Raw genomic sequence first — 24,368 nt, forward strand, 5'->3', positions numbered from 1 at the left:
GTTTTGGCTCAATACGTCTACACCATGCATCGGCTGAGCAAGGTCGTGCCGCCGAAGCGGGAAATTCTCAAGAACATTTCCCTGTCGTTCTTCCCAGGCGCCAAGATTGGCGTACTTGGCCTGAACGGCGCCGGTAAATCGACCCTGCTGCGGATCATGGCGGGCGTCGACAAGGAATTCGACGGCGAAGCCCGTCCGATGCCCGACATCAACGTGGGTTACCTGCCACAGGAACCGCAACTGGACCCAACCAAGACCGTGCGTGAAGTGGTCGAGGAAGCGGTCAGCGTAATCAAGGACGCCCAGGCCCGCCTGGACGAGGTCTACGCGGCCTACGCCGAGCCGGATGCCGACTTCGACAAGCTGGCCGCCGAGCAGGCCAAGCTGGAAGCCATCCTGCAGGCCGCTGATGGCCACAACCTGGAGCGCCAGCTGGACGTCGCTGCCGACGCCCTGCGCCTGCCCGCCTGGGATGCGCGCATCGAACACCTGTCCGGTGGTGAGAAGCGCCGTGTGGCCCTGTGCCGCCTGCTGCTGTCGGCCCCCGACATGCTGCTGCTCGACGAACCCACCAACCACCTGGACGCCGACTCGGTGGCCTGGCTGGAGCGCTTCCTGCACGACTTCCCGGGTACCGTGGTAGCCATTACCCACGACCGTTACTTCCTCGACAACGTCGCCGGCTGGATCCTGGAGCTGGACCGCGGCGCCGGCATCCCGTACGAAGGCAACTACTCGGGCTGGCTGGAAGCCAAGTCGGAGCGTCTGGCGCAGGAATCCAAGCAGCAGAGCGCCCACGAGAAGGCCATGAAAGAGGAACTGGAGTGGGTGCGCAAAGGCGCCAAAGCCCGCCAGTCCAAATCCAAGGCCCGTCTGCAGCGCTTTGAAGAAATGCAGTCGCAGGAATTCCAGAAGCGCAGCGAAACCAACGAAATCTACATCCCGGCCGGTCCGCGCCTGGGTGACAAGGTTATCGAGTTCAAGAACGTCACCAAGGGCTACGGTGACCGTGTGCTGATCGACAACCTGTCGTTCGCCATGCCCAAAGGTGCCATCGTGGGCGTGATCGGTGGTAACGGTGCCGGTAAGTCGACCCTGTTCCGCATGTTGATGGGCAAGGAGCAACCGGACTCGGGCAGCATCGAGATCGGTGAAACCGTGCAGTTGGCCTGTGTTGACCAAAGCCGCGAGGACCTGGACGGCGCCAAGACCGTGTTCCAGCAGATCTCCGACGGTTCCGACCAGATCCGCATCGGCAACTACGAGATCCCTTCGCGTACCTACGTTGGCCGCTTCAACTTCAAAGGTGGCGATCAGCAGAAGTTCGTCAAGGACCTGTCCGGTGGTGAGCGTGGCCGCCTGCACCTGGCCCTGACCCTGAAGGAAGGCGGTAACGTTCTGCTGCTCGACGAACCGTCCAACGACCTCGACGTCGAAACCCTGCGTTCGCTGGAAGAAGCCCTGCTGGACTTCCCGGGCGCCGCGATCGTGATTTCCCACGACCGTTGGTTCCTGGACCGTGTGGCTACTCACATCCTGGCGTACGAAGATGACTCGAACGTGGTGTTCTTCGAAGGTAACTACACCGAGTACGAAGCCGACCGCAAGAAGCGTCTGGGTGATGCTGCAGCCCAGCCGCACCGTGTACGGCACAAGAAACTGGCCCAGTAAGCCGGTTTTCTGATGCACAAGAATGGGGCCCCAAGGGGCCCCATTTTTGGGCCTGGCGGACCGCTATAAAGGGCGAGGCGAAGGTGTATTTTGTATACACTTACATAAAACGCACCAAATAATTTCAAAAAAACGACATTTCGCCCTATTCCGGTGCGATTGCTTCTTGGTACATTTCTGAAAAAAACCAATAAGTCCAATCCTCTTGGTGAGATGTCTACCATGATCGAATCTGTCGACAATTTCCTTGCACGCCTAAAGCAGCGTGACCCAGGCCAGCCGGAATTCCACCAGGCGGTGGAAGAGGTGCTGCGCACCCTGTGGCCATTCCTTGAAGCCAACCCCCACTACCTGCAGTCCGGCATCCTCGAGCGCATGGTCGAGCCCGAGCGCGCCGTACTGTTCCGCGTCTCCTGGGTCGACGACCAGGGCAAGGTGCAGGTCAACCGCGGTTACCGCATTCAGATGAGCAGTGCCATTGGCCCGTACAAGGGCGGGCTGCGCTTCCACCCCTCGGTGAACCTCAGCGTGCTGAAGTTCCTGGCGTTCGAGCAGGTGTTCAAGAACTCGCTGACCTCGCTGCCCATGGGCGGCGGCAAGGGCGGCTCGGACTTTGACCCGAAAGGCAAGAGCGACGCCGAAGTGATGCGCTTCTGCCAGGCGTTCATGAGCGAGCTGTATCGCCACATTGGCGCTGACTGCGACGTACCGGCCGGTGACATCGGCGTGGGTGCCCGCGAAATCGGCTTCATGTTCGGCCAGTACAAGCGCCTGGCCAACCAGTTCACCTCGGTGTTGACCGGCAAGGGCATGACCTATGGCGGCAGCCTGATCCGCCCGGAAGCCACCGGCTATGGCTGCGTTTACTTCGCCGAAGAAATGCTCAAGCGTCAGGACAAGCGTATCGACGGCCGCCGCGTGGCGGTGTCTGGTTCGGGCAACGTCGCCCAGTATGCTGCGCGTAAGGTCATGGACCTGGGCGGCAAGGTGATCTCGCTGTCTGACTCTGAAGGTACCTTGTATGCAGAAGCCGGGCTGACCGACGCTCAGTGGGATGCCTTGATGGAGCTGAAAAACGTCAAGCGTGGACGTATCAGCGAGCTGGCCGGGCAATTCGGCCTGGAGTTCCGCAAGGGCCAGACCCCGTGGAGCCTGCCGTGCGACATCGCCCTGCCATGCGCCACGCAGAACGAGCTGGGCGCCGAAGATGCCCGCACCTTGCTGCGTAACGGCTGTATCTGTGTGGCCGAAGGCGCCAACATGCCGACTACCCTCGAGGCTGTGGATATCTTCCTGGACGCCGGCATTCTGTACGCCCCGGGCAAGGCCTCCAATGCGGGCGGCGTAGCCGTGTCGGGCCTGGAAATGTCGCAGAACGCCATGCGCCTGCTGTGGACGGCCGGTGAAGTGGACAGCAAGCTGCACAACATCATGCAGTCTATTCACCATGCATGCGTGCACTACGGTGAAGAGGCGGATGGCCGGATCAACTACGTCAAGGGGGCGAACATCGCGGGCTTCGTGAAAGTGGCCGATGCGATGCTGGCTCAGGGCGTGGTCTGATCTGAGGCCGTAGGGGCCGCTTTGCGGCCCATCGCGACGCAAGGCCGCTCCCACAGGGATGGCGCCAGCTTTTAGAAATTGAGCAAGACAGTTGCTTCCACAGGCTGGACTGCACCCGAGAAGTTGGACAACCAGGCAGTCAAGGCCCTGTGGGAGCGGCCTTGCGTCGCGATGGGCTGCAAAGCAGCCCCAGGGCCCTCAACCCTCGCCCAGAATCTCAACCACCTCTATCACCTGTTCCCCCACCGGCCGCCGCCAGACCACCTCATCCCCCGGCCCAGCCCCGAGCAAAGCCCGCCCCAGTGGCGAACCCCAGTTGATCAACCCGTGCCCGGCATCCGCCTCATCCTCGCCTACCAGCCGCACCACCTGCTCCTGGTCATGCGCGTCGACAAACCGCACCCGGCTACCAATCTGTACCTTGCTATGCGAAGTCGCCGCCGGTACCACCTGGGCGCTTTGCACCCGCGCGCTGAAGTAGCGCAGATCCCGCTCGGTATCGGCCAGCCGTTGCTTGTCGCCCTGTTCGCCCTGCGCCTGCAGTTCGCTGCGCAAGGCATTCAGCTCGGCCACCCGCGTCTGCAGCTGGCGCAGGCCGCTGCCCGTCACATAGTTGGGCTGTTCGCTGATGCGCCGCTCGACCGGCTGGTCGGCCTGGTCGGCGGCTTGGTCTTCGTTGACGAATGCTCGGCTCATGTAGGGCCTCCTTGTGCATGAGACCATCATGGCAGGCCGCCGGTTTAAAGGAATGTCCGTTTGCGACTCAATTGTGGCGATAGGCCTTGGCAGCGCCGCGGTCCTTTTCCTGCTCCCACTCGCGGTCGCGCTGGTCCCAGAAGCGCTCGTGGTATTGGCGCTGTTCTTCGCTGTTCTGCATGGCGTGACACTGGCGGAAGCCATCGTCCCAGCCGGTTTCGTACTGACGCTCGTGCAGGTAGCGCGGTACGTTTTTGCGAAAGTTGCCCACCATCAGCCCGGCCGCCTGGCGGCCACTGCTGCAGCCGTCCTGGAAGCCATCCGCATAGGCGGGCGGGTAACCGTGGTTGACCATCTGCTCGTGGGTGGTTTCGCAACCTGACAGCAACACCGCAATGCACACGCCGAACCAGTACCGCGACATAGCCACAAAGCCCTCCAGTTGATGATGGGAAGTCTAGGTGGCGGTTTGTCGGGTAGGTGTCAAAACAGTGTCAAAGAGTCGGATGGCTCCCACAATTCACGTCAGTAGTGATACCACTTCAGCTCGAGCATCACCTCGTTCTGTGCCGTGGCCAGGTGGCTGAACTCACGCGAGGCGCTCAACCGAAGACCAAGGTTCTGGCTGATTTCCCACTGCTGGTTCAGGCTTACACTGCGTCGCACTTCGCCGTTGGTGAAGTAATCGCCCTTGGCCTCCAGCGTCATGTTGCCCAGCCCATTGCGCCACAGCAGCCCGCCATTGAAGCCAGCCGCCGGGGCAATGAACTGAGCGAAGTCGTTGTGATGCTCGACCCGCACCGTGCCCAAGGCAAATCCCAGCAAACCGTCGGCCAGCTGCCAGGTGCCGCCAGCGCCACCATTCACATGGCTCACCAGCACTTCGTCATCATGCTTGCCCGGCACCCGCTCCAGCCCCCCAGCCACTTGCCATGACCAAGGCTTGAGCAGCTCGTTACGGGGTGTCAGTGAACGGATGGTGGCCAGGTCCAGGCGCTGCACCTGCCAATCGTTGCCTTCGTACTGGCGCAGCTTCAATTGCAGGATTTCGATCTGTGCGCCCAGCGGGAAGCCATAGGCGTTGTCATTCAGGTCGTGGTAGGCCATGCGCAGGCCATATTCGGCGTAGGCGCGGTCTTCACGGGTGCCCACGCCCAGTTGCCAGGTGCGCGAGTCATGGCCATCCTCGGGCAGGCCGGGGCGCTCGATCTGCAGGGGCGGCGGCGGGTTGCCGTTGATCGCCCGCAGCAACTCGAAGCTGCGTTTGGCCTGCCCTGGGTCGCGTTCCTGGCCATTGGCCCGATACCGCTCAAGGCGATACGCGGCATCTTGCACCAACGCTTGGCGTTCGCGAGGCAGGGCCTGGAATTCAGGGCTTTGCAATTGCGCAGTGTCGGCGCTTACAGCCAGCACCTGGCGCTTTTCGTTGGGGTCGAGTGGCTCGGCCCTGGCCAGCAATTCACGTTCGCGAGAGGGGCGGTAGGTTTCGCTGGCGACCAGGCCGGACTGCTTCACGGCTTTCACCGTGTCGGTGGGAATGGCGGTCAGCGGGAACTGAGACGTCAGGTCTAGGCTTGGCCGGGCCACTTGCAGCAGCTCCAGCAGGCGATACGAGCAGTTTTCGTCGAAGAAGAAGTAGTCGAACTGGATCTGCTTCAGCTCCCACACATGCTCGACCATACGTCCGGTTTCTTCGGGGGTCAGGTCCAGCTGGTATTCCCACAGGTCGCGGTTTTCCAGGCTGCGGTATTCGGACAGTTTTTCCTGGTAGGGCATCAGCGCGAACAGCCCCGGGTAGCCACCCATCAGGCCTTTCCAGGCGTACAGGATGCTGTTGTCGCTGCCTTCGATATAGGCACCGAAGTTGATGGCGTAGCTCAGCAGCGTGGTGTCGTCGCTGCGGGTGTTGGACTGGTCGATGCGCAGCAGGGTGTGCCCGAACATCGACGATGGGCTGTTCAGGTAGGCTGCCGGGAAGATCAACGCGGCGCTGTGCGGGTCGATCGACTGGTACCAGGTCTTGAATTCCTGGCAGTCCGGTTGTGGCAAGTCTTGCAGGTCGAGCTGTTCGCGCAGCCAGCGGGTGCGCGCGGGGAATACGCACTGGGCGTGCTTGTCACCGAGACTGGCCGGGGCATACAGCGCATCGACCGTAGCCTTGAGTTCCTGGTCCGGATGGTGCGCGCCATCTTCGGCGAGGAAGAACGCATCATCATCCACATAGCTGCGCCAGCCGCCGAGCTTGGCGGTTTCGTAATGTCCAATGGCGAGCCAGTAAGGGGTATTGGCCAATTGCTGGAGACGGCCTGGATCCAGCAGGGGGGCGGCATGAACAGGGGCGCAGGCACACAGTGCCAGGGCAGCGAGGCGTTTGAGCATATCGGGCAACTACTTCTTGACGATGCCGAAAAAGGCGAAACCCGCCCCGGTTGGGGCGGGAGCAGCTGTGCTTAGGCCTCGGTAGCGTATTTGGCCAGACGGGGGTCGCTCTTCAGAACGGCCAGGGTGTTGCTGTGGACAGTTTCGGCAGTGACGTCGGCGCTGCTGAAGATCTGGTTGAAGTGCTGGTGGGTGACCGAGTTGAAGTAGCTGCGGTCCTCCGGTGCTACGCCGAGAACGACGGCATAGGTGGTCAGTGCTTCGCCCTGGCCCATGGCCATGTCTTCGGAAAGCTCGTTCATCATGCCGTTCATGGCGAACCAGGACTTGCCGCCGTAGGTCAGCGAAGCCTTGGTCGAGCAGCCGTTGGTGCCGGAGGTCATGCCGAAGGTGGCGTTACCGGAGGTGCCGTTGGTGGTAGAAGCCAGGAAGTGTGCCGGCGTGCCGCGCTGGCCTTCGAACAGCATGTTGCCCCAGCCGCAGTTCGGGCCGCCAGGCGCTTCGGCCATGGCGTTCAGCGAGACCACGGTGAACAGAGTACCCAGAAGAATCCGTTTCATAGCATTTGTTCTCTTTGTCTTAACCAAGGGTCAGGGTTTCTGGCAACTCGGTTGCCAGGTCGGGAAAGCTTTTCACCCACCCGCGCAGCTTGGAGTTTAGGCACGATCTAAAGGTTGCGTTGTTGATTGCGAAAAATTTGCTGTCACAGGACTGCACCGGCTGCGACATAAAGTCCCGTGGAGCCTTGCAAGGCGCGCGCGGGCAGCGCCAGAATGCTGCGTATCTGCCCGCCGAAGTAAGGAAACCCAATGCCCGATCCTGTCGCTGCGCGCCTGCGTCTTGCGCCTGAAGCCCTGACCCGGCGTTTCTCCCCCGAGCAGTTTGCTTTCACCCATACCGACGATCTGGAGCCGTTTCGCGGAGTTCTGGGCCAGGAACGTGCTGTCGAGGCCCTGCAGTTTGGCGTGGCCATGCCGCGTCCTGGTTACAATGTGTATGTGATGGGCGAGCCCGGCACCGGGCGCTTCTCGTTCGTCAAGCGCTACCTCAAGGCCGAGGGCAAGCGCCAGCAGACCCCGGCCGACTGGGTCTACGTCAACCACTTCGACGACACCCGTGAACCACGTGCACTGGAGCTGCCGTCCGGAAGCGCCGCCGAGTTCATCAGCGACATGGGCGGATTGATCGACAACCTGCTGTCGACGTTCCCGGCGGTGTTCGAACACCCGTCCTACCAGCAGAAGAAGGGCGCCATCGACCGCGCTTTCAACCAGCGTTATGACCGTGCTCTGGATGTGATCGAGCGCGCGTCGCTGGAAAAGGACGTGGCCTTGTACCGCGATGCCAGCAACGTCGCCTTCACGCCGATGGCTGATGGCAAGGCGCTGGATGAAGCTGAATTTGCCCAATTGCCGGAGGAGGTGCGCGAGCAGTTCCACGAGGACATTGCCCTGCTTGAGGAGCGCCTCAACGAAGAGCTGGCCAGCCTGCCGCAATGGAAGCGCGAGTCGAACAACCAGCTGCGCCAGCTCAACGAAGAAACCATCACCCTGGCACTGCAGCCGTTGCTGGCGCCGCTGTCGGAAAAGTACGCCGAAAACGCGGCGGTGTGCGCCTACTTGCAATCGGTGCAATTGAACCTGTTGCGTACGTTGGTCGAGCAACTGGTCGATGACAGCAAGTCCGACGCCGTGGCCCGCAAGCTGCTCGAAGAGCAGTACGCGCCCAGCCTGGTGGTGGGCCATCACGCTGACGGTGGTGCGCCGGTGGTGTTCGAGCCGCACCCGACCTACGACAATTTGTTTGGCCGTATCGAATACAGCACCGACCAAGGTGCGCTGTATACCTCCTATCGCCAACTGCGCCCAGGCGCGCTGCACCGGGCCAACGGCGGCTTCCTGATTCTGGAAGCCGAGAAAATGCTGGGCGAGCCGTTCGTATGGGACGCGCTCAAGCGTGCGCTGCAGTCGCGCAAGCTGAAGATGGAGTCGCCAATCGGTGAGCTGGGCCGTGTTGCCACTGTCAGCCTGCAGCCGCAGGTGATTCCGCTGAACGTCAAACTGGTGATCATCGGCTCGCGCCAGCTGTACTACGCGCTGCAGGACCACGACCCGGACTTCCAGGAGATGTTCCGCGTGCTGGTGGACTTCGATGAAGACATGCCGATGGTCGACGAGAACCTGGAGCAGTTCGCCCAGCTGTTGCGCACCCGCACCAACGAAGAGGGCATGGCGCCGCTGACCAGTGACGCGGTGGCGCGTCTGGCCACCTACAGTGCGCGTCTGGCTGAAAACCAGTCACGCCTGTCGGCGCGTATCGGCGACCTGTTCCAGCTGGTCAGCGAGGCTGATTTCATTCGCCAGCTGGCCAGTGACGAAATGACCGACGCAGGCCACATCGAGCGTGCGCTCAAGGCCAAGGCCACCCGTACCGGCCGTGTGTCGCAACGGGTGCTGGACGACATGCTCGCCGGCATCATCCTGATCGACACAGAAGGCGCGGCCATCGGCAAGTGCAACGGCCTGACCGTGCTGGAAGTGGGTGACTCGGCGTTCGGCATGCCCGCGCGTATTTCGGCCACCGTCTACCCCGGCGGCAGCGGTATTGTCGATATCGAGCGTGAGGTCAACCTTGGCCAGCCGATCCACTCCAAAGGGGTGATGATCCTCACCGGTTACCTGGGCAGCCGCTATGCCCAGGAGTTCCCGCTGGCGATCTCCGCGAGCATCGCCCTGGAGCAGTCCTACGGCTACGTGGACGGCGACAGCGCCTCGCTGGGCGAAGCCTGCACGCTGATCTCGGCCTTGTCGCGCACGCCGCTCAAGCAGTGCTTCGCCATCACAGGTTCCATCAACCAGTTCGGTGAAGTGCAGGCGGTGGGTGGGGTGAACGAGAAGATCGAGGGCTTCTTCCGCCTCTGCGAGGCGCGTGGCCTGACCGGCGAGCAGGGGGTGATCATTCCGCGTGCCAACGTCGCCACCCTGATGCTTGACGAGCGCGTGTTGCAGGCGGTGGAGAACGGCATGTTCCACGTCTACGCGGTCAGCCAGGCTGATGAGGCGCTGAGCCTGCTGGTGGGCGAGGAGGCCGGGGTACTCGACGACAAGGGGCTGTTCACCGAGGGCAGCGTCAATGCTCGGGTGGTGGAACGCCTGCGTGAAATTGCCGAGATGATCAGCGAGGAAGACATCGAGAAGGCAGAAAAGGAACGCCTGGAAGAGGTGATTGCCCAGGCCAAACCGGCCTGAGTCAATAAACTGGCGCTGGCGGCGATGTGCTACCGTTCAGCGCCAGTTTTCCAACTTTCTGTACTGTTCCTCTATGCTGGAACTTAAGGACGGTACAGCGTTCAGGATGGAAACAGCCTGAGGGTTTCGGGCTGAACAAGGCTCATTGGAGGGGACGCGGCCATGCGCAACCTCAGCCTCACACGCCAGTGCCTGGGCCTGGTGACCCGTATCGAATGCAGCATCCGCCCGCTGGCCGGTGACAACGGCATGTGGACGTTGCTGTTCGCCGCCGGCATGGCCGGTGAACAACCCTCCGCGATCAAGGCGCAGGGCCCGTTCCATGGGCCACTGGTGGCCGAATCGGTGCTCAATGCCATTGTCGACAGCCTGACCCTGCATGGGTACCAGGTGGCCGAGGACCCGCAGATCTGGTGTTTGCATTTGCAGGCGCAGTTGCGGCGGATCAATGGTGAGCGGTGTCGCAACCTGGGGGATTACCAGTTTCATCCTGAGACCTGAAGAATGCCGGGGCCGCTTTGCGGCCCATCGCGACACAAGGCCGCTCCCACAGGTACAGCATCGCCTTGCTGTGAGAGTGTGGCCTTGTGTCGCGTTCAGGCTGCGGAGCAGCCCCGGGCTTTTGCTGTAACAGGTGGCTGGCTATACTCGCCGTCGCTTTTTTAGTCACCTGATGAGTCCTGAACTTCATGGAACGTATCCTCGAAAACGCGATGTATGCCTCGCGCTGGCTGCTCGCACCGATCTACTTCGGCTTGTCCCTCGGCCTGCTGGCCCTGGCGCTGAAATTCTTCCAGGAAGTGGTCCACGTCCTGCCCAACGTCTTTGCCCTCAGCGAAGCCGACCTGATCCTGGTGATCCTGTCGCTGATTGACATGTCGCTGGTCGGTGGCCTGCTGGTGATGGTGATGATTTCCGGTTACGAGAACTTCGTCTCGCAGCTGGACATCGATGAAAGCAAGGAAAAGCTCAACTGGCTGGGCAAGATGGACTCCTCGTCGCTGAAGATGAAGGTTGCCGCGTCGATCGTGGCGATTTCGTCCATTCACCTGCTGCGGGTGTTCATGGATGCGCAGAACATCTCCACCGATTACCTGATGTGGTACGTGATCATCCACATGACCTTCGTGGTCTCGGCGTTCTGCATGGGCTACCTGGACAAGCTGACCAAGCACTGAGTCCCGCCAGGCCTCACTGCAATTCCTGGGGGGGCGGGCATGCCCGCGAACACCGGCAAAGCCGGTGCCAGCCACCGCGTGGCCTGCTTCGCGGGCACGCCCGCTCCCACAGAGATCGAGGCTCAACTGACGAGTGGCGTCAGTCATGCCTTGCGCATTCTCCCTTCCTGTACAAAAAATGAGCTCTCATGCGTGGTTCCTATTGCGAGGTGCTCTCATGAACCTGCATCAGCTCAATACCGAGGCCAGGGCTGGCCATGTCGAAGAACTGAACCTGATCGCCATCGAGGGCGGTGACTACCTGCTCGAGGCCCGGGTCAAAGGCCATGCTCACCCCCTGTCCGATACCCGCGGTGAACGCTTGCGCGTGCACTCGGTGGAGGATGCGCGCAAGTTGCTGCTAACCATCCCCATGGTCTCGATGAACCTGGTGCACTGGTCGGTGCAGGACGAAATGTGCGGCATGGGTACGCACCCGGAAGAAGACCTGAAGGTGCCGATTTCCCAGCGTTCGGCCTGGTAGCTGCTCGCAGCGCCCCAGTGTGCTAGGCTGCTCGCCCTTTTTATCAAGGGCGCGGCTGCATTGCGCCCTGCAGTGGAGCACGACAATGTCCGAACTCAACCTGTCTACCGACGAAACGCGCGTCAGCTACGGTATCGGCCGTCAGCTGGGCGGCCAGCTGCGCGACAACCCGCCACCAGGCGTTAGCCTGGAAGCCATCCTGGCCGGCCTGACCGACGCCTTCAACGGTGCCGACAGCCGCGTCAGCGAAGCCGACCTGTCGGCCAGCTTCAAGGTCATCCGTGAGGTGATGCAAGCCGAAGCTGCAGCCAAGGCCGAAGCCGCCGCTGCTGCTGGCAAGGAGTTCCTGGTCGAGAACGCCAAGCGTGAAGGCATCACCACGCTGGCTTCGGGCCTGCAGTTCGAAGTGCTGACCGCTGGCGAAGGCGCCAAGCCGACCCGCGAAGACAACGTGCGTACGCACTACCACGGCACCCTGATCGACGGCACCGTGTTCGACAGCTCCTACGAGCGTGGCCAGCCGGCTGAATTCCCGGTCGGCGGCGTGATCGCTGGCTGGACCGAAGCCCTGCAGCTGATGAACGCTGGCAGCAAATGGCGCCTGTACGTGCCAAGCGAGCTGGCTTACGGCGCCCAAGGCGTTGGCAGCATCCCGCCGCACAGCGTACTGGTGTTCGACGTCGAGCTGCTCGACGTTCTGTAATGCCCTAGAGGCCGGCCCTGCCGGCCTCAATTCCAGTCTGTCCCCCCAGGGCGCAATGCCCGCGCATAGCAGAACAGAAACAGATTCCGTACCAGTTCCTTGAGCACCCCCGGCTCACTCGAATTCAGCCCGCTCATGTCCAGGTCACCCTGGTCACGCAGTTCGTCGAGGGCTTCTTCTTCAAGCACCGCGCACACTTCGCCGGTTTCCCGATGAAGAATGCGCAGGTAGGGGTGAGGGCGTTCCAGCCAGGCGTCGATCAGATAAGTCATGGCAATTCTCCTTGGACAGCAATTCCAATGAGAATAATTCTTATTACGTAAATGGCAAGCGCCAATTGCCGGATTTTTGTGTAATCAGACTTTGCGGACGAACTCGGACTTCAGTTTCATGGCACCGATGCCGTCGATTTTGCAGTCGATGTCGTGGTCGCCGTCGCACAGGCGGATGTTCTTGACCTTGGTGCCAACCTTGACCACCAGGGACGAACCCTTGACCTTGAGGTCCTTGATCACGGTGACGGTGTCACCGTCTTGCAGGATGTTGCCGACCGAATCCTTTTTCACCACCTCGTCACTGGCCGCCTCGGCATCGCCGCCGGCCGACCACTCGTGGGCGCATTCAGGGCAGATCAGCTGAGTGCCATCCTCATAGGTGTATTCGGAATTGCATTTTGGGCAGGGTGGCAGAGTGCTCACTTCGGTTCCTCAAACAAACAGACGGGCGGTTAAAAGCCCACATTGTAAAAGGTAATTTCCCGGAAGTGATTATGTCCGGACAAAAAGCATCGCGGGCAAGCCGGCTCCCACAAATGGTGTAGGAGCGGGCTTGCCCGCGAATGAAGGCGACTCGGTCTGTCAGTGCGTACGCGCGACCGCAAACTCGCTCAGTTCAACCAGCGCATCCCGGTATTCACTGGCAGGCAGCACTTCGAGGCAGGCGATGGCACGCTTCACGTAATCGCGCGCCAGCTCGGCGGTGTACTGCAGCGCGCCCGACTCTTCGACCGCGACGCGAATCTGTTCCAGATCTTCCAGGCCGCCCTTCTGGATCGCCTGGCGTACCAGCGCCGCCTGCTCGGCAGTGCCTTCGCGCATGGTGTAGATCAGTGGCAGGGTAGGTTTGCCCTCGGCCAGGTCGTCACCGACGTTCTTGCCCAGGGTCTGCGAGTCACCCTTGTAGTCCAGCAGGTCGTCGACCAGTTGGAAGGCCACGCCCAGATGGTCGCCAAAGGTACGCAGGGCTTCGCGCTGCTCGTCGGTGGCCTGGGCCAGTGCCGCAGCACTGTGGGTAGACGCTTCGAACAGCATCGCCGTCTTGCCGCGAATGACCTCCATGTAGACTTCCTCGGTGGTGCTGGCGTCGCGTACGCGCGACAGTTGCAGCACTTCACCTTCGGCAATCACCCGGGTGGCCTTGGACAGAATCTGCATGACCGGCATCGAGCCCAGTTCGACCATCATTTCGAACGAGCGCGAATAAAGGAAGTCGCCCACCAGCACGCTCGGCGCGTTGCCCCACAGGGCATTGGCGGTAGAGCGGCCACGGCGCATGCCGGACATGTCGACCACGTCGTCGTGCAGCAGGGTGGCGGTGTGCAGGAACTCGATGGTGGCGGCCAGCAGGCGCAGGTCGTCGCCTTCGCGGCCCAGGGCCTTGCCACACAGCAGTACCAGCAGGGGACGCAGGCGCTTGCCACCGGCGGACGTGATATAGTCGCCGATCTTCGATACCAGCGGCACGCGCGAGGTCAGCTGCTTCTTGATGATCTCGTCGACGGCGCTGAAATCATCAGCCACCGCGCGGTAGAAGGTTTGGGGTTGCATCGGCTGCTCCAGTGAGGTTGCGCGGCATGCTAGGTCGCAGGTCCCGGTGTGTCAAGGCGCGGTGCCCGCTGGCCGGGGGCGGCACTTGCAAGCAAAACCGCGGTTGCGTACAATCGCGCACCCTAACTTCCTGGGCAGCACCTGCCTTACGCAATTGCGCCGGGCCGTTCCAGCCCTGTGCAGCCATGCCAGCCAATACTCATCATATAAAGCGCTGGGTGAGCAGGATTATCGGAGAAATACCATGTCTTACGCAGTAATCGTTACCGGCGGCAAGCAGTACAAAGTCGCTGAAGGTGAATTCCTCAAGATCGAAAAACTGGAAGTCGCCACTGGCGAATCCGTGACCTTCGATCGCGTTCTGCTGGTCGCCAACGGTGAAGAAGTCACCATCGGTGCTCCAGTTGTTGCTGGCGCTAAAGTAGTGGCCGAAGTCGTTTCGCAAGGCCGCCACGACAAGGTTCGCATCATCAAGTTCCGTCGTCGTAAGCACCACATGAAGCGTATGGGCCACCGCCAGTGGTTCACCGAGATCAAAATCACCGGCATCCAGGCTTAATCCCCTAGATCCCCTGAATTTATTTGGAGAATTGAACCATGGCTCACAAGAAGGCTGGTGGTAGTACTCGTAACGGTCGCGACTCAGAATCTAAACGCCTTGGCGTGAAGATGTATGGCGGCCAGGTTATCAAGCCAGGCAACATCATCGTCCGTCAGCGCGGTACCGAATTCCACGCTGGCTACGGCGTTGGCATGGGCAAGGACCACACCTTGTTCGCCAAGATCGAAGGCGTGATCAAGTTCGAGAAGAAAGGCGAGTTCATGCGCCGTTACGTGAGCATCGTCGCCGCTTAATCGCGACGTCGCTCCAGAAGCCCCGTCATGCGACGGGGCTTTTTCGTTTGTGGTGAGCCTCTTGCAAAGCTGTTTGTCTGGGTTGCCGGCGTTGGTTTCTACGGTCGTACGGGGCCGCCGCGCTCATTTTTGCAAGAGCCTCATGTTTTTGAGTCATTCAGCTCGTCTACCGACGAGAGGCGGTTTTAATGAAGTTTGTTGACGAAGTATCCATTCGGGTCAAGGCCGGTGACGGTGGCAACGGTTGCATGAGCTTCCGTCGCGAGAAGTTCATCGAGAACGGCGGCCCTAACGGCGGTGACGGCGGTGACGGTGGCTCGGTGTACATGATTGCCGACGAAAACCTGAACACCCTGGTCGACTACCGCTACACCCGTCACCATGAAGCCCAGCGTGGCTCCAACGGCGGTAGCACCGACTGCACCGGCAAGAAGGGTGAAGACCTGTTCCTGCGCGTGCCGGTCGGCACCACCGTGATCGATGCTTCCACACAGGAAGTGATCGGTGACCTGGTTACCCCCGGCCAGAAGCTGATGGTCGCGCAAGGTGGCTGGCACGGGCTGGGCAACACCCGTTTCAAGTCGAGCACCAACCGTGCACCGCGCCAGACCACCCCAGGCAAACCGGGTGAGCAGCGTGACCTGAAGATGGAAATGAAGGTGTTGGCCGACGTCGGCCTGCTGGGCTTGCCGAACGCTGGCAAGAGTACCTTCATCCGTTCGGTCTCGGCCGCCAAGCCGAAAGTCGCCGACTACCCGTTCACTACCCTGGTGCCAAACCTGGGCGTGGTCAGCGTCGACCGCTGGAAGAGCTTCGTCATCGCCGACATCCCCGGCCTGATCGAAGGCGCCTCTGAAGGTGCCGGTCTGGGTATTCGCTTCCTCAAGCACCTGGCGCGTACTCGCGTGCTGCTGCACCTGGTGGACATCGCGCCGCTGGACGAAAGCAGCCCGGCCGATGCCGCCGAAGTCATCGTCAACGAGCTGACCCGCTTCAGCCCGTCGCTGGCCGAGCGTGAGCGCTGGCTGGTGCTGAACAAGGCCGATATGGTCATGGACGACGAGCGTGACGAGCGTGTGCAGGAAGTGATCGATCGTCTGGAGTGGGAAGGCCCGGTCTACGTGATCTCGGCTATTTCCAAGCAGGGCACCGACAAGCTCAGCCACGACCTGATGCGCTACCTTGAAGACCGCGCCGACCGCCTGGCCAACGACCCGGCCTACGCCGAAGAGCTGGCCGACCTCGACCAGCGTATCGAAGACGAAGCCCGTGCCCAGCTGCAGGCCCTGGACGACGCCCGTACCCTGCGCCGTACCGGCGTCAAGAGCGTGCACGACATTGGCGACGATGACGGTTGGGACGATGATTTCGAGGACGACGAAGACGGTCCGGAAATCATTTACGTGCGCGACTGATCGGTTGCAGTACACTAAACGCCGCTCTCTGGAGCGGCGTTTTTGTATCCACGGTATCTACAGATTCGACATAGGTTGGAAGAAGATGCGAAGCAAGGTGACGGGCGCCAAGCGCTGGGTCGTTAAGATTGGCAGTGCTCTGCTGACCGCCGATGGCAAGGGCCTCGACCGCGGTGCAATGGCCGTTTGGGTCGAGCAGATGGTCGCGCTGCGTGAGGCAGGCGTGGAGTTGGTACTGGTCTCCTCCGGGGCCGTGGCTGCCGGCATGAGCCAGCTGGGCTGGACCAAGCGACCGAGTGCGATGAACGAGCTGCAGGCGGCTGCCTCGCTCGGCCAGATGCGCCTGGTGCAGGCCTGGGAGTCGAGCTTCGGGGAGCACGGGAAGCACACCGCGCAAATCCTGCTGACCCATGACGACCTGTCCGACCGCAAGCGTTACCTGAATGCCCGCAGCACCCTGCGCACCTTGGTCGATCTGGGTGTGGTGCCGGTGATCAACGAAAACGACACCGTGGTCACCGACGAGATCCGCTTTGGCGACAACGACACCCTGGCGGCGCTGGTGGCCAACCTGGTCGAGGCCGACCTGCTGGTGATCCTCACCGACCGCGATGGTATGTTCGATGCCGACCCGCGCAACAACCCCGAGGCGCAGTTGATCTACGAAGCCCGTGCCGACGATCCCTCGCTGGATGCCGTGGCCGGTGGTACCGGTGGTGCCCTGGGCCGTGGCGGCATGCAGACCAAGCTGCGTGCGGCGCGCCTGGCTGCCCGTTCCGGTGCCCACACCATCATTATCGGTGGCCGCATCGAGCGTGTGCTGGACCGTCTGAAGGCGGGCGAGCGCCTGGGCACCTTGCTGTCCCCTGAGCGCGGCATGCTCGCGGCGCGCAAGCAGTGGTTGGCCGGTCATCTGCAAACCCGTGGCACCCTGGTGCTGGATGCTGGTGCCGTGCAAGCGCTGCGTCAGGCCAACAAGAGCTTGCTGCCGGTTGGCGTGAAGACTGTGCAGGGCAGCTTCCGTCGTGGCGAGATGGTGGTGTGCGTCGGCCCGGACGGTGTTGAAGTGGCTCGCGGCCTGGCCAACTACAGCGCCCTGGAGGCGCAGAAGATCATTGGTCAGTCGTCCGAAGCCATCGAGTCGATCCTTGGCTACAGCGCCGAGCCGGAACTTGTACACCGCGACAACCTGGTGCTGGTATGAGCCTGCTGAAGAGCGTAATCGCGGTGGCTGCGTGCGTGCTGCCGTTGTTGGCTGGCGCCGAAGAGGTCGGCCAGGTGTCCACCGTGTTCAAGTTCCTCGGGCCGAACGACCGCATTGTGGTCGAGGCGTTCGATGACCCTAAGGTTGAGGGCGTGACGTGCTACCTGTCACGTGCCAAGACGGGCGGCGTGAAGGGGGGCTTGGGGCTGGCCGAGGACCGGGCGGAGGCATCGATTGCCTGTCGTCAGGTCGGGCCGATCAACTTCAAGGGTGAGCTCAAAGATGGCGAGGAAGTGTTCAAGGAACGCACCTCGCTGGTGTTCAAGACCATGCAGGTGGTGCGCTTTCTCGACAAGAAGCGCAACACGCTGGTGTACCTGGTGTACAGCGACCGCATGATCGAAGGCAGCCCGCAGAATGCGGTGACTGCCATTCCGATCCTGCCTTGGGCTCATTGATAGCCCGCTCCTACATACGCATCGGTGGTTGGGCGCGGGCCGTCGTAGGCGCGGGTCCACCCGCGAAAGGGCCGGGCCTGCTGACCAATTTCCACCCGCCGTTCACCGTTGCCGTCGCCACCGTATTCGCGGGTAAACCCGCTCCTACACACGCATCGGTGGTTGGGCGCAGGCCGTCGTACGCATCGGTGACTGGACACAGGCCGCCGTAGGAGCGGGTTTACCCGCGAATGGGCCGCAACGCGGCCCCGGCTATCTCAGGCCAGCTCCTCGGCCTGATCCTCACGCACAACCGCCTTCACTTCATCCAGCCGGCTGATGAACTTCCAGTCCGCCTCGTCGATGTAGATGCCGTTCGGCCCGCTGCCACCTTCCAGGTCGATCGCAACGTGCGCCGAGACCTGTGGTTTCACACTCGCCAGGATCGGTACGAAGCCCAGTTGCTGGCTGGTCTCCAGCAGTGCCGCCTGGTTGCGTTCGTCGATGTCTGCCGCTTCGTCCAGGTAGTACGGCAGGCGAATGCGCCCGGCCAGGTCACGGTCCATCAGGTGCAGCAACAGGTACATGTTGGTCAGCGCCTTGATGGTCATGGTGGTGCCGTTGGACGCCGCACCGTCGATGTCGGCGTGGATGATCGGCTGGCCATTGACCTTGGTGATCTCGAACGCCAGTTCGAACAGGTCCTTCAGGCCCAGCTGGTTGTGGTTGGCCGCCACCAGCCGTGCCAGGTACTCCTTGGCCTCTTCGTTCTTGTTGTCCTGGTCTGCACTCTGGGTCAGGTCGAAGACCGACAGGGTTTCGCCTTCTTCGTACTGGCCGGCACTGTGGATAATCTGGTCGATGTGCTTGAGCGCTTCCTTGTTCGGCGCCAGTACCACACGGAAGCTTTCCAGGTTGGACACCTGGCGCTTGTTGATCTCGCGGTTGAACAGGGCCAGCTGGTGCTCAAGGCTGTCGTAGTCGCTGCGGATGTTGCGCAGGGTTCGGGCGATGTCGGTGACCGCAGCGCGGCGTGCCTTGGCCAAGGTCAGGGCTTCGTCGGTACGGTGCGCGTAGGCGTTCACCAGCAGTTGCAGGCGGCGTTCCATGTCGTCTTCGCTGTCGAACTTGGCCACGCCTTTGAGGCGCACCTGGGCGTACAGCGCCTCGATCTGGTTGTCCACCCGCTGCAGGCTTTGCCAGCTGTCCTGGTAGTCATTGAGCAGCGGCAGCAGGTTGTCCATCGAGTCGTCGATGGCTTCCATGTATGGCGTGCCGTAGGGCAGGTCGGCCGGCAGCAGCTGGCGACGGCGCAGGGCGTCTTCCAGGGTGCGCTGCTTGGACTCGAGGTCGCCGAGCTGGCGGCCAACCAGTTGCAACTTGGCTGACAGCTGCTGGACGCGCTCGGTGAAGGCGTCGCTGGAGCGCTTGAGTTCGTCCTGGGCCGCTTCCAGCTGCGAGAGCTGTTCCAGCTTCTCGGGTTCTTCGGCGGTGAGGGTTTGGCTACGGCGGAAGTCTTCCAGCGCCTTCTGCGCGTCCAGCACTTCCTGGTACAGGGTTTCGGTCTGCGCTTTGGACGCGGAGCGGTCGGCGGCCACGGCCTGCTGGGTCTTGAGCTGCTTGAGTTCTTTTTCCAGGCGCTCTTTCTGGTCGCGCAGGGCGGCGCGGTCGGCCAGGGCCTGCAGGGCCGGTGGGTCGATGTGGGTCAGGTCGATGGCCAGGCCCGGGGCCTCGAAGCGCTCGCCCTTGAAGCCGTCCAGCACCGCTTCCAGCGATTTTACCCACAGGTCGCTGTCGTCCAGCTCGATGCCGCGGTCGCCCAGCGGCAGGCTGAACAGCGCGCCGTTGAACAGGCGCATCAGGCGGTCGACGTCCTGCTGCGAGAACTCTTCGCGCAGGCGGGCATAGCTGTTGTTGTCAGCGTGGTCCAGCTGCTGCTTGACCTGCTTCAGGCGTTTTTCCAGGTCGCGTACGCGCTCGTCGAGGTCTTCGGCACTGAACTGCCGTGACTGGGCCAGCGCGCCGGCCAGCTCGTCGTGGGCGTCTTTGGCTGCCAGCAGTTGCTGCTCCAGTACCTTGACGTCATCGACCAGCGCAAAGCGGTGCTTGAGCACCGACAGCTCGCCTAGCCAGCGCTGGATACCGGTAATTTCACGCTCCAGGCGCATCAGCTCCTGGGTGCCGCCACGCTGGTCGTTCTGCAGGCGGTCCTGCTCGCCACGGTAGTGCTCGGACTGGATGACCAGCTCTTCCTTGCGCGCCATGGCGTATTCCTGCCAGGTGCCCAGCAGGGTGTCGAGCACAGGCGAAATGCGGTGCAGCTTGCCACGCAGGATGTCGCGCTGGGCCACGCCACCGGCCAGGGCCTCGACCAACGGGCCGGCAGCCACCAGGGCGTTGTAGTCCTGCTCCATGCGGCGTACGTCGCGGAAGGCTTCCTCGCACGCAGCGATGTAGTCGACGCTGCCCGAGCGCAGGCTGTGCTCGAAGGCGTCGAGGAACAGCTGCTTGAGCTTGGCGGCGGTGATCTCACGCATGTGCAGCAGGTTGATGAACAGCGCGCGGAAGGTTTTCAGGCTTTGCTCGCTGGTGGAGCGCAGCGGGATCATGGTCAGGTCCAGCGGCACCGAAGTGTGTCCGCCCACCAGCAGCCGGCGCAGTTCGTCCGGCTTCAGTTCGTAAGCCTTGATCCCCAGGCGTTCAAGGTTGGTGAACAGCTCTTTCTGACGCAGGCAGGTGTCGTTCTTCTGGTAGTGGGCCAGGTCCAGTTCGCCCTTGTAGGCGAAGAACTGGTGGCCGAAACCGCCACCCGGGCCGCGCCCTACCACACCAATCACGTGCGTGCCGTGGGGCAGGCTCAGTTCGCAAAGAATGTACGACGTGTCGCTGGCGAAGTAGAAGCGGCGCGATTGCTCAAGGCTGTACTTGCCGAAACTCATGTCCGACATACGTGCCAGGATCGGGAACTGCAGGGCATTGATCGAAGCCGATTTACCCAGGTTGTTGGCGCCGTATACCGACAGCGGGTGCTCCAGCGGGAACAGGCCAAGGCTGTAGCCGGCGGTGTTGAGCAATGCGAAGCGGCGGATGCCGTAGCGTTCCTGGCTCATGCGTCAATCTCCTGTTGCTCTTCGCGGATGGCCCGGGCCAAGGCGTCCTCTTCGCTTTCCTCGCCCTGGAAAGGCGTGAGGTCGAGCGGGTCGTCGGTACGGTTGAGTTCTTCGGCGCTTTCTTCCTCGACCAGTACCGGGGTCGGCAGCGGCAGGGCGCTGTGCAGGGTGGCGGCCAGGTCGCGGTCCTGCTGCACCGAAAGGCACACATCGAGGAAGCGATGCATGGGCGGCAGGAAGCGATAGATGCCGCCTTCCTCATGGGCGAAGCCGAGTTGGGTCATGCGCCGCAGGATTTTTTCTTCCAGCTCGTCCACGGTCTGCACTTCGGCCTGCAGGAACAGGTCGCGGTACTTGTCCAGCAGCGAGGGCAGTTCGTCGCGCCCGATGCTGCCGCCATCGAGCACGGCCATCGGGTCGCGGCCCTGGTCAGCAAGGTGCTCGACCAGGATGAAGGTGAACAGCGACAGGCGCTGCGCGGTCTTGTTGACCTGCGCGGCGGTCATGTCCGGTACGAAGTAGTAGAAACCACGGGTATCGCACACCAGTTCGAAGCCCAAGGCCTTGAACAGGGTGCGGTACTGGTCCTGGAAGTTCGACAGCTGGGCGTACAGCTCAGGGTCGCGCCGGCTGACGTGGAAGCCTTTGAACAGCTCGCGGAAGATCGGCGCGAGCTGGGACAGTTCGGAAAGATCAAGATGCATGGGCTGGGCTCGCGTTGGGTTCGGTAGGCGCGCTAGGGGCGTCTTCGCGGCTGGAGGTCAGGGCGAACGAATGCAGGCTGACCAAATGTTCCTGAGTGGTGTATTCGCGGCGGTCGAGGCGTTCGCGCTTGAAGCGCTTTTCCCGCGACAGGCGCGAGAACCAGTACAGCAGCTCGTCGGTGGCGCCTTCGGGCTCCTGCTCCAGCAGCCAGACCATCAAGTCGGGCAGTGGCAGGGCCTGTTCGCAGCGTTCGGCCATTTCCTTGACCGTGCGCGGGGCACGGGGCAGGGCGCCGGACTGGGTCTTGTGGGCTTTGGGGAAGCGCGCCGGTTTGGGCTCGAAGCGGGCCAGTGCGTAAACGTAGGCCTCGACCTGGCTGGCACTGCCAAGGAAGGTGCTTTGCGGGCGGGTGAACATCGGCATGGCCGCCTGCGGCACGGCATCGATGCCCTTGCGCCGGATCACCGACAGGGCCAGTGCAGCGCCGCGGGTCACGGCGTTGTGGCGGCGGGCTTCTTCGCGCAGCGGCAGCAGCAGTTCGCGGGCGTGGCGCAGGGTCAACTGGGCGCTGGTCTGCATTTCCAGAATGCGCGCGTGGGTGCGCAGCAGCATGTCGTCGTCGACCAGGTGGCCCAGGCGCGCCTGTTCGCCCAGCAGTTTCAGCAGCACGGTCTCGACCTTGCGTACACCCTGCTCGAAGGCGCCGTCGGCGTTGACCAGCTGGATCATCGGCTCGACGTATTCGTCCCAGGTGGCCAGCACTTCGGCATAACGCTGGCGCAGCGGAATCTGGCGGTTGCTGGTCTTGGCCCGTTCGGCCACGGCCACCAGTGCCTGCTCGTCGTTGTCGAGCTTTTTCAGCACATCGCGCACACGCATGTCGAGCAGGCGCAGCTGGCGTGCCAGGTCGTCGCTGTCGCGGTTGTCGAAGGCATCCTGGATGTGCCCGGCCAGGCGCTCCAGGTGGCGCAAGTAGGCTTCGATCTCCAGGCACAGGCCCAGCCGGTGTTCGCGGCGCAGGTAGGCGAGGAAGTCGTGGATCTGCGCGTTGAGCTCGAAACGGTTCGGGCTCTTGGCCACCGGGACCAGGATATCCAGGCGGATCCACACGTCGAGTAGCTGGGTGATGTCCTGCGGGGTGCTTTCGAGCTGCTGGCGGGCCACATGCTGGCGCAGTTCGACCAGGCTCAGGGTGCCCTGGTCGAAACGCTCGCACAGCGGCTCGATCAGGGCCCAGTGTTCGGCTAGGGCGCGCAGGACGCGCTTGGGTTCGATCATTGGCTTCGACTCGTTGCCAAGAAAAAGGGGGCGATTGTACTGCATTCGCGGGGGTGGTTTTTACCCCTTGGTCTGTAATGAGAGATAACCTTTAGGTTTGTGGGTGTATGTCGTTGTTCTAGTGGCACTCGTGAGATCGAGCGCCGCCCGCGCGGCGCTCGGTCTGATAGGCGCTGCAAAAACCACGGCGTACACGTTAGAATGCCCAATTGCCTTCACCCCCTCGGATATCCGCCCCTTGCTGACCGAACCCCGTCGCCGCGCCTACCTTTCCGCCATGCAAGTGGTGCACTGGCTGCCGCGCGCCGAGCTGCCGTTCGCCGCACCGTCGCGGCCCGAGCTGCTGCTGCCGGTTGTGCCAGTCGAGGACATCGATTTCGAGGTCAGGCCGGCATCGGTAACCAACGAAGCGCCTGTCACCCCCCAGGCCCGCTCCGGCGAGCGGCCGAAAATCGAGATCCCGCGCCCGGGCAGTGTGGCAAAACCCGCCGTCAAGCCTGCCGAGGCACAAGAGCAGCCCGCTGCTCCGCGCCCGGCACCGGTGCCGCCACCGCGCTTCTCGCTGCAGTTGTTGCGCGCCGGCAGTTGCCTGCTGCTGGTTGAACTGGCCACCGGTCAGCCGTTCCAGAGCCGCGATCCCTCCTATCTGCTGCTCAAGGACATGCTGCGCGCCGCCGGCCTGCCCGACGCCCCGCAGATCATCGGCGAGCCGGTACGCTGGCCACTGCTGGTGCGCGGCAACATGGACCAGGGGCCGGAGGCTGCGCGCGATTTCGTCCAGGGCTTCGTTCAGGCGCGCCTGGAAGACGCCCCGTGTACCTGTCTGTGGCTGGTCGGCCTGCCGGCACTGCGTTTTGCCGCCAATGTCGACGCCGACGCCTATTACCAAACCCTGACGCTCGACAGCCTGGGCGACGCCTGGGCATTGCCGGGCCTTGAACTGTTGATGGACGAGCCGCAACGCAAGGCGGACGTCTGGAAAGCCATGCGCCAGCTGATGGCGCGCTGGAAGAGCGTTGAATGAGTGACTCGATCAGCTTCCGCCCGATGACCGAGGCGGATCTGGATGCCGTACTTAAGATCGAATATGCCGCATTCAGTCATCCCTGGACCCGTGGAATCTTTCAGGATGCGCTCAAGTCGTACGAAGTCTGGCTGATGTTCGATGGCCAGCAGCAAGTGGGCCATGGTGTGATCAATGTGATCATCGATGAAGCGCACCTGCTCAACATCACCGTAAAACCGGAAAACCAAGGCTGCGGCCTGGGCCTGCGCCTACTCGAGCACCTCATGGCCCGGGCCTATCAGCTCAATGGCCGCGAATGCTTTCTGGAAGTGCGCGCCAGCAACCAGTCGGCCTATCGTTTATACGAGCGTTACGGTTTCAACGAAATTGGCCGCCGCCGCGACTATTATCCGATCGCCGGCGGCCGTGAAGACGCCCTGGTGATGGCCTGTACCCTGTTTGAAGACTGACTTTCCAGCGGCTTACCCCGTCACGCAGGCACCCCTCTGCTTCGGCCACCCGCTGACGCTGCAGTAACGGTTGCGCGTTGAACTAGTATGAGTTCCGGTGG

Annotated in this window: 24 protein-coding genes; 14 read left to right on the plus strand and 10 right to left on the minus strand. The window is 62.4% G+C overall.

Annotated elements, in window-relative coordinates; translation table 11 throughout:
• The first annotated feature begins 3 nt into the window (after positions 1–3).
• Together ettA and gdhA are read left to right on the plus strand one after the other, a co-directional pair.
• Positions 4–1,671, plus strand: a complete 1,668-nt coding sequence (gene ettA / locus I8746_RS13715) for an energy-dependent translational throttle protein EttA (protein ID WP_003247499.1) — start codon at positions 4–6, stop codon at positions 1,669–1,671.
• Positions 1,672–1,893: 222 nt separating this feature from the next.
• On the plus strand, positions 1,894–3,234 hold the full coding sequence (gene gdhA, locus I8746_RS13720; protein ID WP_003247498.1) for an NADP-specific glutamate dehydrogenase: 1,341 nt from the start codon (positions 1,894–1,896) through the stop codon (positions 3,232–3,234).
• 198 nt (positions 3,235–3,432) lie between these two features.
• Here gdhA and I8746_RS13725 read toward each other — a convergent pair whose 3' ends face one another.
• The 4 genes from I8746_RS13725 to I8746_RS13740 all read right to left on the minus strand — a co-directional run bounded on the left by I8746_RS13725 (position 3,433) and on the right by I8746_RS13740 (position 6,869).
• Positions 3,433–3,930, minus strand: a complete 498-nt coding sequence (locus I8746_RS13725) for a GreA/GreB family elongation factor (RefSeq protein ID WP_221100760.1) — start codon at positions 3,928–3,930, stop codon at positions 3,433–3,435.
• Between the two features lie 67 nt (positions 3,931–3,997).
• A complete protein-coding gene (locus I8746_RS13730; RefSeq protein WP_004575712.1) occupies positions 3,998–4,354 on the minus strand; it encodes a hypothetical protein in 357 nt (118 codons plus the stop codon).
• A gap of 101 nt (positions 4,355–4,455) precedes the next feature.
• On the minus strand, positions 4,456–6,309 hold the full coding sequence (locus I8746_RS13735) for a DUF4105 domain-containing protein (protein WP_221100761.1): 1,854 nt from the start codon (positions 6,307–6,309) through the stop codon (positions 4,456–4,458).
• Positions 6,310–6,380: 71 nt separating this feature from the next.
• Positions 6,381–6,869, minus strand: coding sequence for a DUF3015 domain-containing protein (locus I8746_RS13740; protein ID WP_003247492.1), 489 nt, complete (start codon positions 6,867–6,869; stop codon positions 6,381–6,383).
• A gap of 249 nt (positions 6,870–7,118) precedes the next feature.
• On the opposite strand from I8746_RS13740, the gene I8746_RS13745 reads away from it, so the two are divergent.
• From I8746_RS13745 to I8746_RS13765, 5 genes are all read left to right on the plus strand, one after another.
• Positions 7,119–9,557, plus strand: coding sequence for a Lon protease family protein (locus tag I8746_RS13745; RefSeq protein ID WP_004575710.1), 2,439 nt, complete (start codon positions 7,119–7,121; stop codon positions 9,555–9,557).
• Positions 9,558–9,719: 162 nt separating this feature from the next.
• The gene (locus I8746_RS13750) at positions 9,720–10,058 is read left to right on the plus strand and encodes a hypothetical protein (RefSeq protein WP_003247487.1); all 339 of its coding nucleotides are present in this window, start codon (positions 9,720–9,722) and stop codon (positions 10,056–10,058) included.
• 188 nt (positions 10,059–10,246) lie between these two features.
• Positions 10,247–10,735 carry a TIGR00645 family protein gene (locus tag I8746_RS13755; RefSeq protein ID WP_003247486.1) on the plus strand — a complete coding sequence of 163 codons (489 nt, stop codon included), beginning with the start codon at positions 10,247–10,249 and terminating at the stop codon, positions 10,733–10,735.
• Between the two features lie 217 nt (positions 10,736–10,952).
• The gene (locus tag I8746_RS13760) at positions 10,953–11,258 is read left to right on the plus strand and encodes a DUF6482 family protein (protein WP_012051153.1); all 306 of its coding nucleotides are present in this window, start codon (positions 10,953–10,955) and stop codon (positions 11,256–11,258) included.
• Positions 11,259–11,343: 85 nt separating this feature from the next.
• Positions 11,344–11,961 (plus strand): FKBP-type peptidyl-prolyl cis-trans isomerase, encoded by a 618-nt coding sequence (locus tag I8746_RS13765; RefSeq protein WP_003247482.1) that lies wholly within the window; start codon positions 11,344–11,346, stop codon positions 11,959–11,961.
• A gap of 26 nt (positions 11,962–11,987) precedes the next feature.
• Here I8746_RS13765 and I8746_RS13770 read toward each other — a convergent pair whose 3' ends face one another.
• From I8746_RS13770 to I8746_RS13780, 3 genes are all read right to left on the minus strand, one after another.
• Entirely contained in the window at positions 11,988–12,233 is a 246-nt protein-coding gene (locus I8746_RS13770; RefSeq protein WP_010951938.1) for a hypothetical protein, read from the minus strand.
• Positions 12,234–12,317: 84 nt separating this feature from the next.
• Positions 12,318–12,659, minus strand: a complete 342-nt coding sequence (locus tag I8746_RS13775; RefSeq protein ID WP_003247477.1) for a zinc ribbon domain-containing protein YjdM — start codon at positions 12,657–12,659, stop codon at positions 12,318–12,320.
• A gap of 159 nt (positions 12,660–12,818) precedes the next feature.
• The gene (locus tag I8746_RS13780; protein ID WP_003247469.1) at positions 12,819–13,787 is read right to left on the minus strand and encodes a polyprenyl synthetase family protein; all 969 of its coding nucleotides are present in this window, start codon (positions 13,785–13,787) and stop codon (positions 12,819–12,821) included.
• A gap of 244 nt (positions 13,788–14,031) precedes the next feature.
• Between I8746_RS13780 and rplU the strand changes: the two genes are divergently transcribed.
• The 5 genes from rplU (at position 14,032) to I8746_RS13805 (ending at position 17,719) form a co-directional block, all read left to right on the plus strand.
• Positions 14,032–14,346 carry a 50S ribosomal protein L21 gene (rplU, locus tag I8746_RS13785; RefSeq protein WP_003247466.1) on the plus strand — a complete coding sequence of 105 codons (315 nt, stop codon included), beginning with the start codon at positions 14,032–14,034 and terminating at the stop codon, positions 14,344–14,346.
• Positions 14,347–14,384: 38 nt separating this feature from the next.
• On the plus strand, positions 14,385–14,642 hold the full coding sequence (gene rpmA / locus I8746_RS13790; RefSeq protein WP_003247464.1) for a 50S ribosomal protein L27: 258 nt from the start codon (positions 14,385–14,387) through the stop codon (positions 14,640–14,642).
• Between the two features lie 188 nt (positions 14,643–14,830).
• Positions 14,831–16,057, plus strand: coding sequence for an Obg family GTPase CgtA (gene cgtA / locus I8746_RS13795; RefSeq protein ID WP_003247460.1), 1,227 nt, complete (start codon positions 14,831–14,833; stop codon positions 16,055–16,057).
• 85 nt (positions 16,058–16,142) lie between these two features.
• Positions 16,143–17,261 (plus strand): glutamate 5-kinase, encoded by a 1,119-nt coding sequence (gene proB / locus I8746_RS13800; RefSeq protein ID WP_003247458.1) that lies wholly within the window; start codon positions 16,143–16,145, stop codon positions 17,259–17,261.
• Positions 17,258–17,719, plus strand: a complete 462-nt coding sequence (locus I8746_RS13805) for a CreA family protein (RefSeq protein WP_012051156.1) — start codon at positions 17,258–17,260, stop codon at positions 17,717–17,719. The genes proB and I8746_RS13805 overlap by 4 nt, the downstream gene beginning before the upstream one ends.
• A 257-nt stretch (positions 17,720–17,976) precedes the next feature.
• Here the strand turns inward: I8746_RS13805 and mksF are convergent, their stop codons facing one another.
• Genes mksF through mksB form a run of 3 tightly spaced genes read right to left on the minus strand, consistent with a single transcriptional unit; the run spans position 17,977 to position 22,791 of the window.
• Positions 17,977–20,808, minus strand: a complete 2,832-nt coding sequence (gene mksF, locus I8746_RS13810) for an Mks condensin complex protein MksF (protein ID WP_041168289.1) — start codon at positions 20,806–20,808, stop codon at positions 17,977–17,979.
• Positions 20,805–21,512, minus strand: a complete 708-nt coding sequence (gene mksE / locus I8746_RS13815; protein ID WP_003247452.1) for an Mks condensin complex protein MksE — start codon at positions 21,510–21,512, stop codon at positions 20,805–20,807. The genes mksF and mksE overlap by 4 nt, the downstream gene beginning before the upstream one ends.
• Positions 21,502–22,791 carry an Mks condensin complex protein MksB gene (mksB, locus tag I8746_RS13820; protein WP_003247449.1) on the minus strand — a complete coding sequence of 430 codons (1,290 nt, stop codon included), beginning with the start codon at positions 22,789–22,791 and terminating at the stop codon, positions 21,502–21,504. Before mksB ends, mksE begins: the two co-directional genes overlap by 11 nt.
• A 238-nt stretch (positions 22,792–23,029) precedes the next feature.
• Between mksB and I8746_RS13825 the strand changes: the two genes are divergently transcribed.
• On the plus strand, positions 23,030–23,815 hold the full coding sequence (locus tag I8746_RS13825; protein ID WP_003247448.1) for a hypothetical protein: 786 nt from the start codon (positions 23,030–23,032) through the stop codon (positions 23,813–23,815).
• Positions 23,812–24,267, plus strand: a complete 456-nt coding sequence (gene rimI, locus I8746_RS13830; protein WP_004575708.1) for a ribosomal protein S18-alanine N-acetyltransferase — start codon at positions 23,812–23,814, stop codon at positions 24,265–24,267. The genes I8746_RS13825 and rimI overlap by 4 nt, the downstream gene beginning before the upstream one ends.
• Positions 24,268–24,368 lie beyond the last annotated feature (101 nt).

This window comes from Pseudomonas sp. USTB-Z, from assembly GCF_019691255.1.
GTDB classification, from domain to species: domain Bacteria; phylum Pseudomonadota; class Gammaproteobacteria; order Pseudomonadales; family Pseudomonadaceae; genus Aquipseudomonas; species Aquipseudomonas alloputida.

Bases quoted from the DNA above. Each gene is read 5' to 3' on its own strand.
- I8746_RS13745 (WP_004575710.1), top strand. From the start codon at position 7,119: ATGCCCGATCCTGTCGCTGCGCGCCTGCGTCTTGCGCCTGAAGCCCTG.
- mksB (WP_003247449.1), bottom strand. From the start codon at position 22,791: ATGATCGAACCCAAGCGCGTCCTGCGCGCCCTAGCCGAACACTGGGCC.
- rimI (WP_004575708.1), top strand. From the start codon at position 23,812: ATGAGTGACTCGATCAGCTTCCGCCCGATGACCGAGGCGGATCTGGAT.
- rplU (WP_003247466.1), top strand. From the start codon at position 14,032: ATGTCTTACGCAGTAATCGTTACCGGCGGCAAGCAGTACAAAGTCGCT.
- rpmA (WP_003247464.1), top strand. From the start codon at position 14,385: ATGGCTCACAAGAAGGCTGGTGGTAGTACTCGTAACGGTCGCGACTCA.
- cgtA (WP_003247460.1), top strand. From the start codon at position 14,831: ATGAAGTTTGTTGACGAAGTATCCATTCGGGTCAAGGCCGGTGACGGT.
- I8746_RS13765 (WP_003247482.1), top strand. From the start codon at position 11,344: ATGTCCGAACTCAACCTGTCTACCGACGAAACGCGCGTCAGCTACGGT.
- I8746_RS13780 (WP_003247469.1), bottom strand. From the start codon at position 13,787: ATGCAACCCCAAACCTTCTACCGCGCGGTGGCTGATGATTTCAGCGCC.
- mksE (WP_003247452.1), bottom strand. From the start codon at position 21,512: ATGCATCTTGATCTTTCCGAACTGTCCCAGCTCGCGCCGATCTTCCGC.
- I8746_RS13725 (WP_221100760.1), bottom strand. From the start codon at position 3,930: ATGAGCCGAGCATTCGTCAACGAAGACCAAGCCGCCGACCAGGCCGAC.
- I8746_RS13735 (WP_221100761.1), bottom strand. From the start codon at position 6,309: ATGCTCAAACGCCTCGCTGCCCTGGCACTGTGTGCCTGCGCCCCTGTT.
- I8746_RS13730 (WP_004575712.1), bottom strand. From the start codon at position 4,354: ATGTCGCGGTACTGGTTCGGCGTGTGCATTGCGGTGTTGCTGTCAGGT.
- I8746_RS13740 (WP_003247492.1), bottom strand. From the start codon at position 6,869: ATGAAACGGATTCTTCTGGGTACTCTGTTCACCGTGGTCTCGCTGAAC.
- I8746_RS13750 (WP_003247487.1), top strand. From the start codon at position 9,720: ATGCGCAACCTCAGCCTCACACGCCAGTGCCTGGGCCTGGTGACCCGT.
- mksF (WP_041168289.1), bottom strand. From the start codon at position 20,808: ATGAGCCAGGAACGCTACGGCATCCGCCGCTTCGCATTGCTCAACACC.
- I8746_RS13770 (WP_010951938.1), bottom strand. From the start codon at position 12,233: ATGACTTATCTGATCGACGCCTGGCTGGAACGCCCTCACCCCTACCTG.
- I8746_RS13755 (WP_003247486.1), top strand. From the start codon at position 10,247: ATGGAACGTATCCTCGAAAACGCGATGTATGCCTCGCGCTGGCTGCTC.
- gdhA (WP_003247498.1), top strand. From the start codon at position 1,894: ATGATCGAATCTGTCGACAATTTCCTTGCACGCCTAAAGCAGCGTGAC.
- I8746_RS13760 (WP_012051153.1), top strand. From the start codon at position 10,953: ATGAACCTGCATCAGCTCAATACCGAGGCCAGGGCTGGCCATGTCGAA.
- proB (WP_003247458.1), top strand. From the start codon at position 16,143: ATGCGAAGCAAGGTGACGGGCGCCAAGCGCTGGGTCGTTAAGATTGGC.
- I8746_RS13805 (WP_012051156.1), top strand. From the start codon at position 17,258: ATGAGCCTGCTGAAGAGCGTAATCGCGGTGGCTGCGTGCGTGCTGCCG.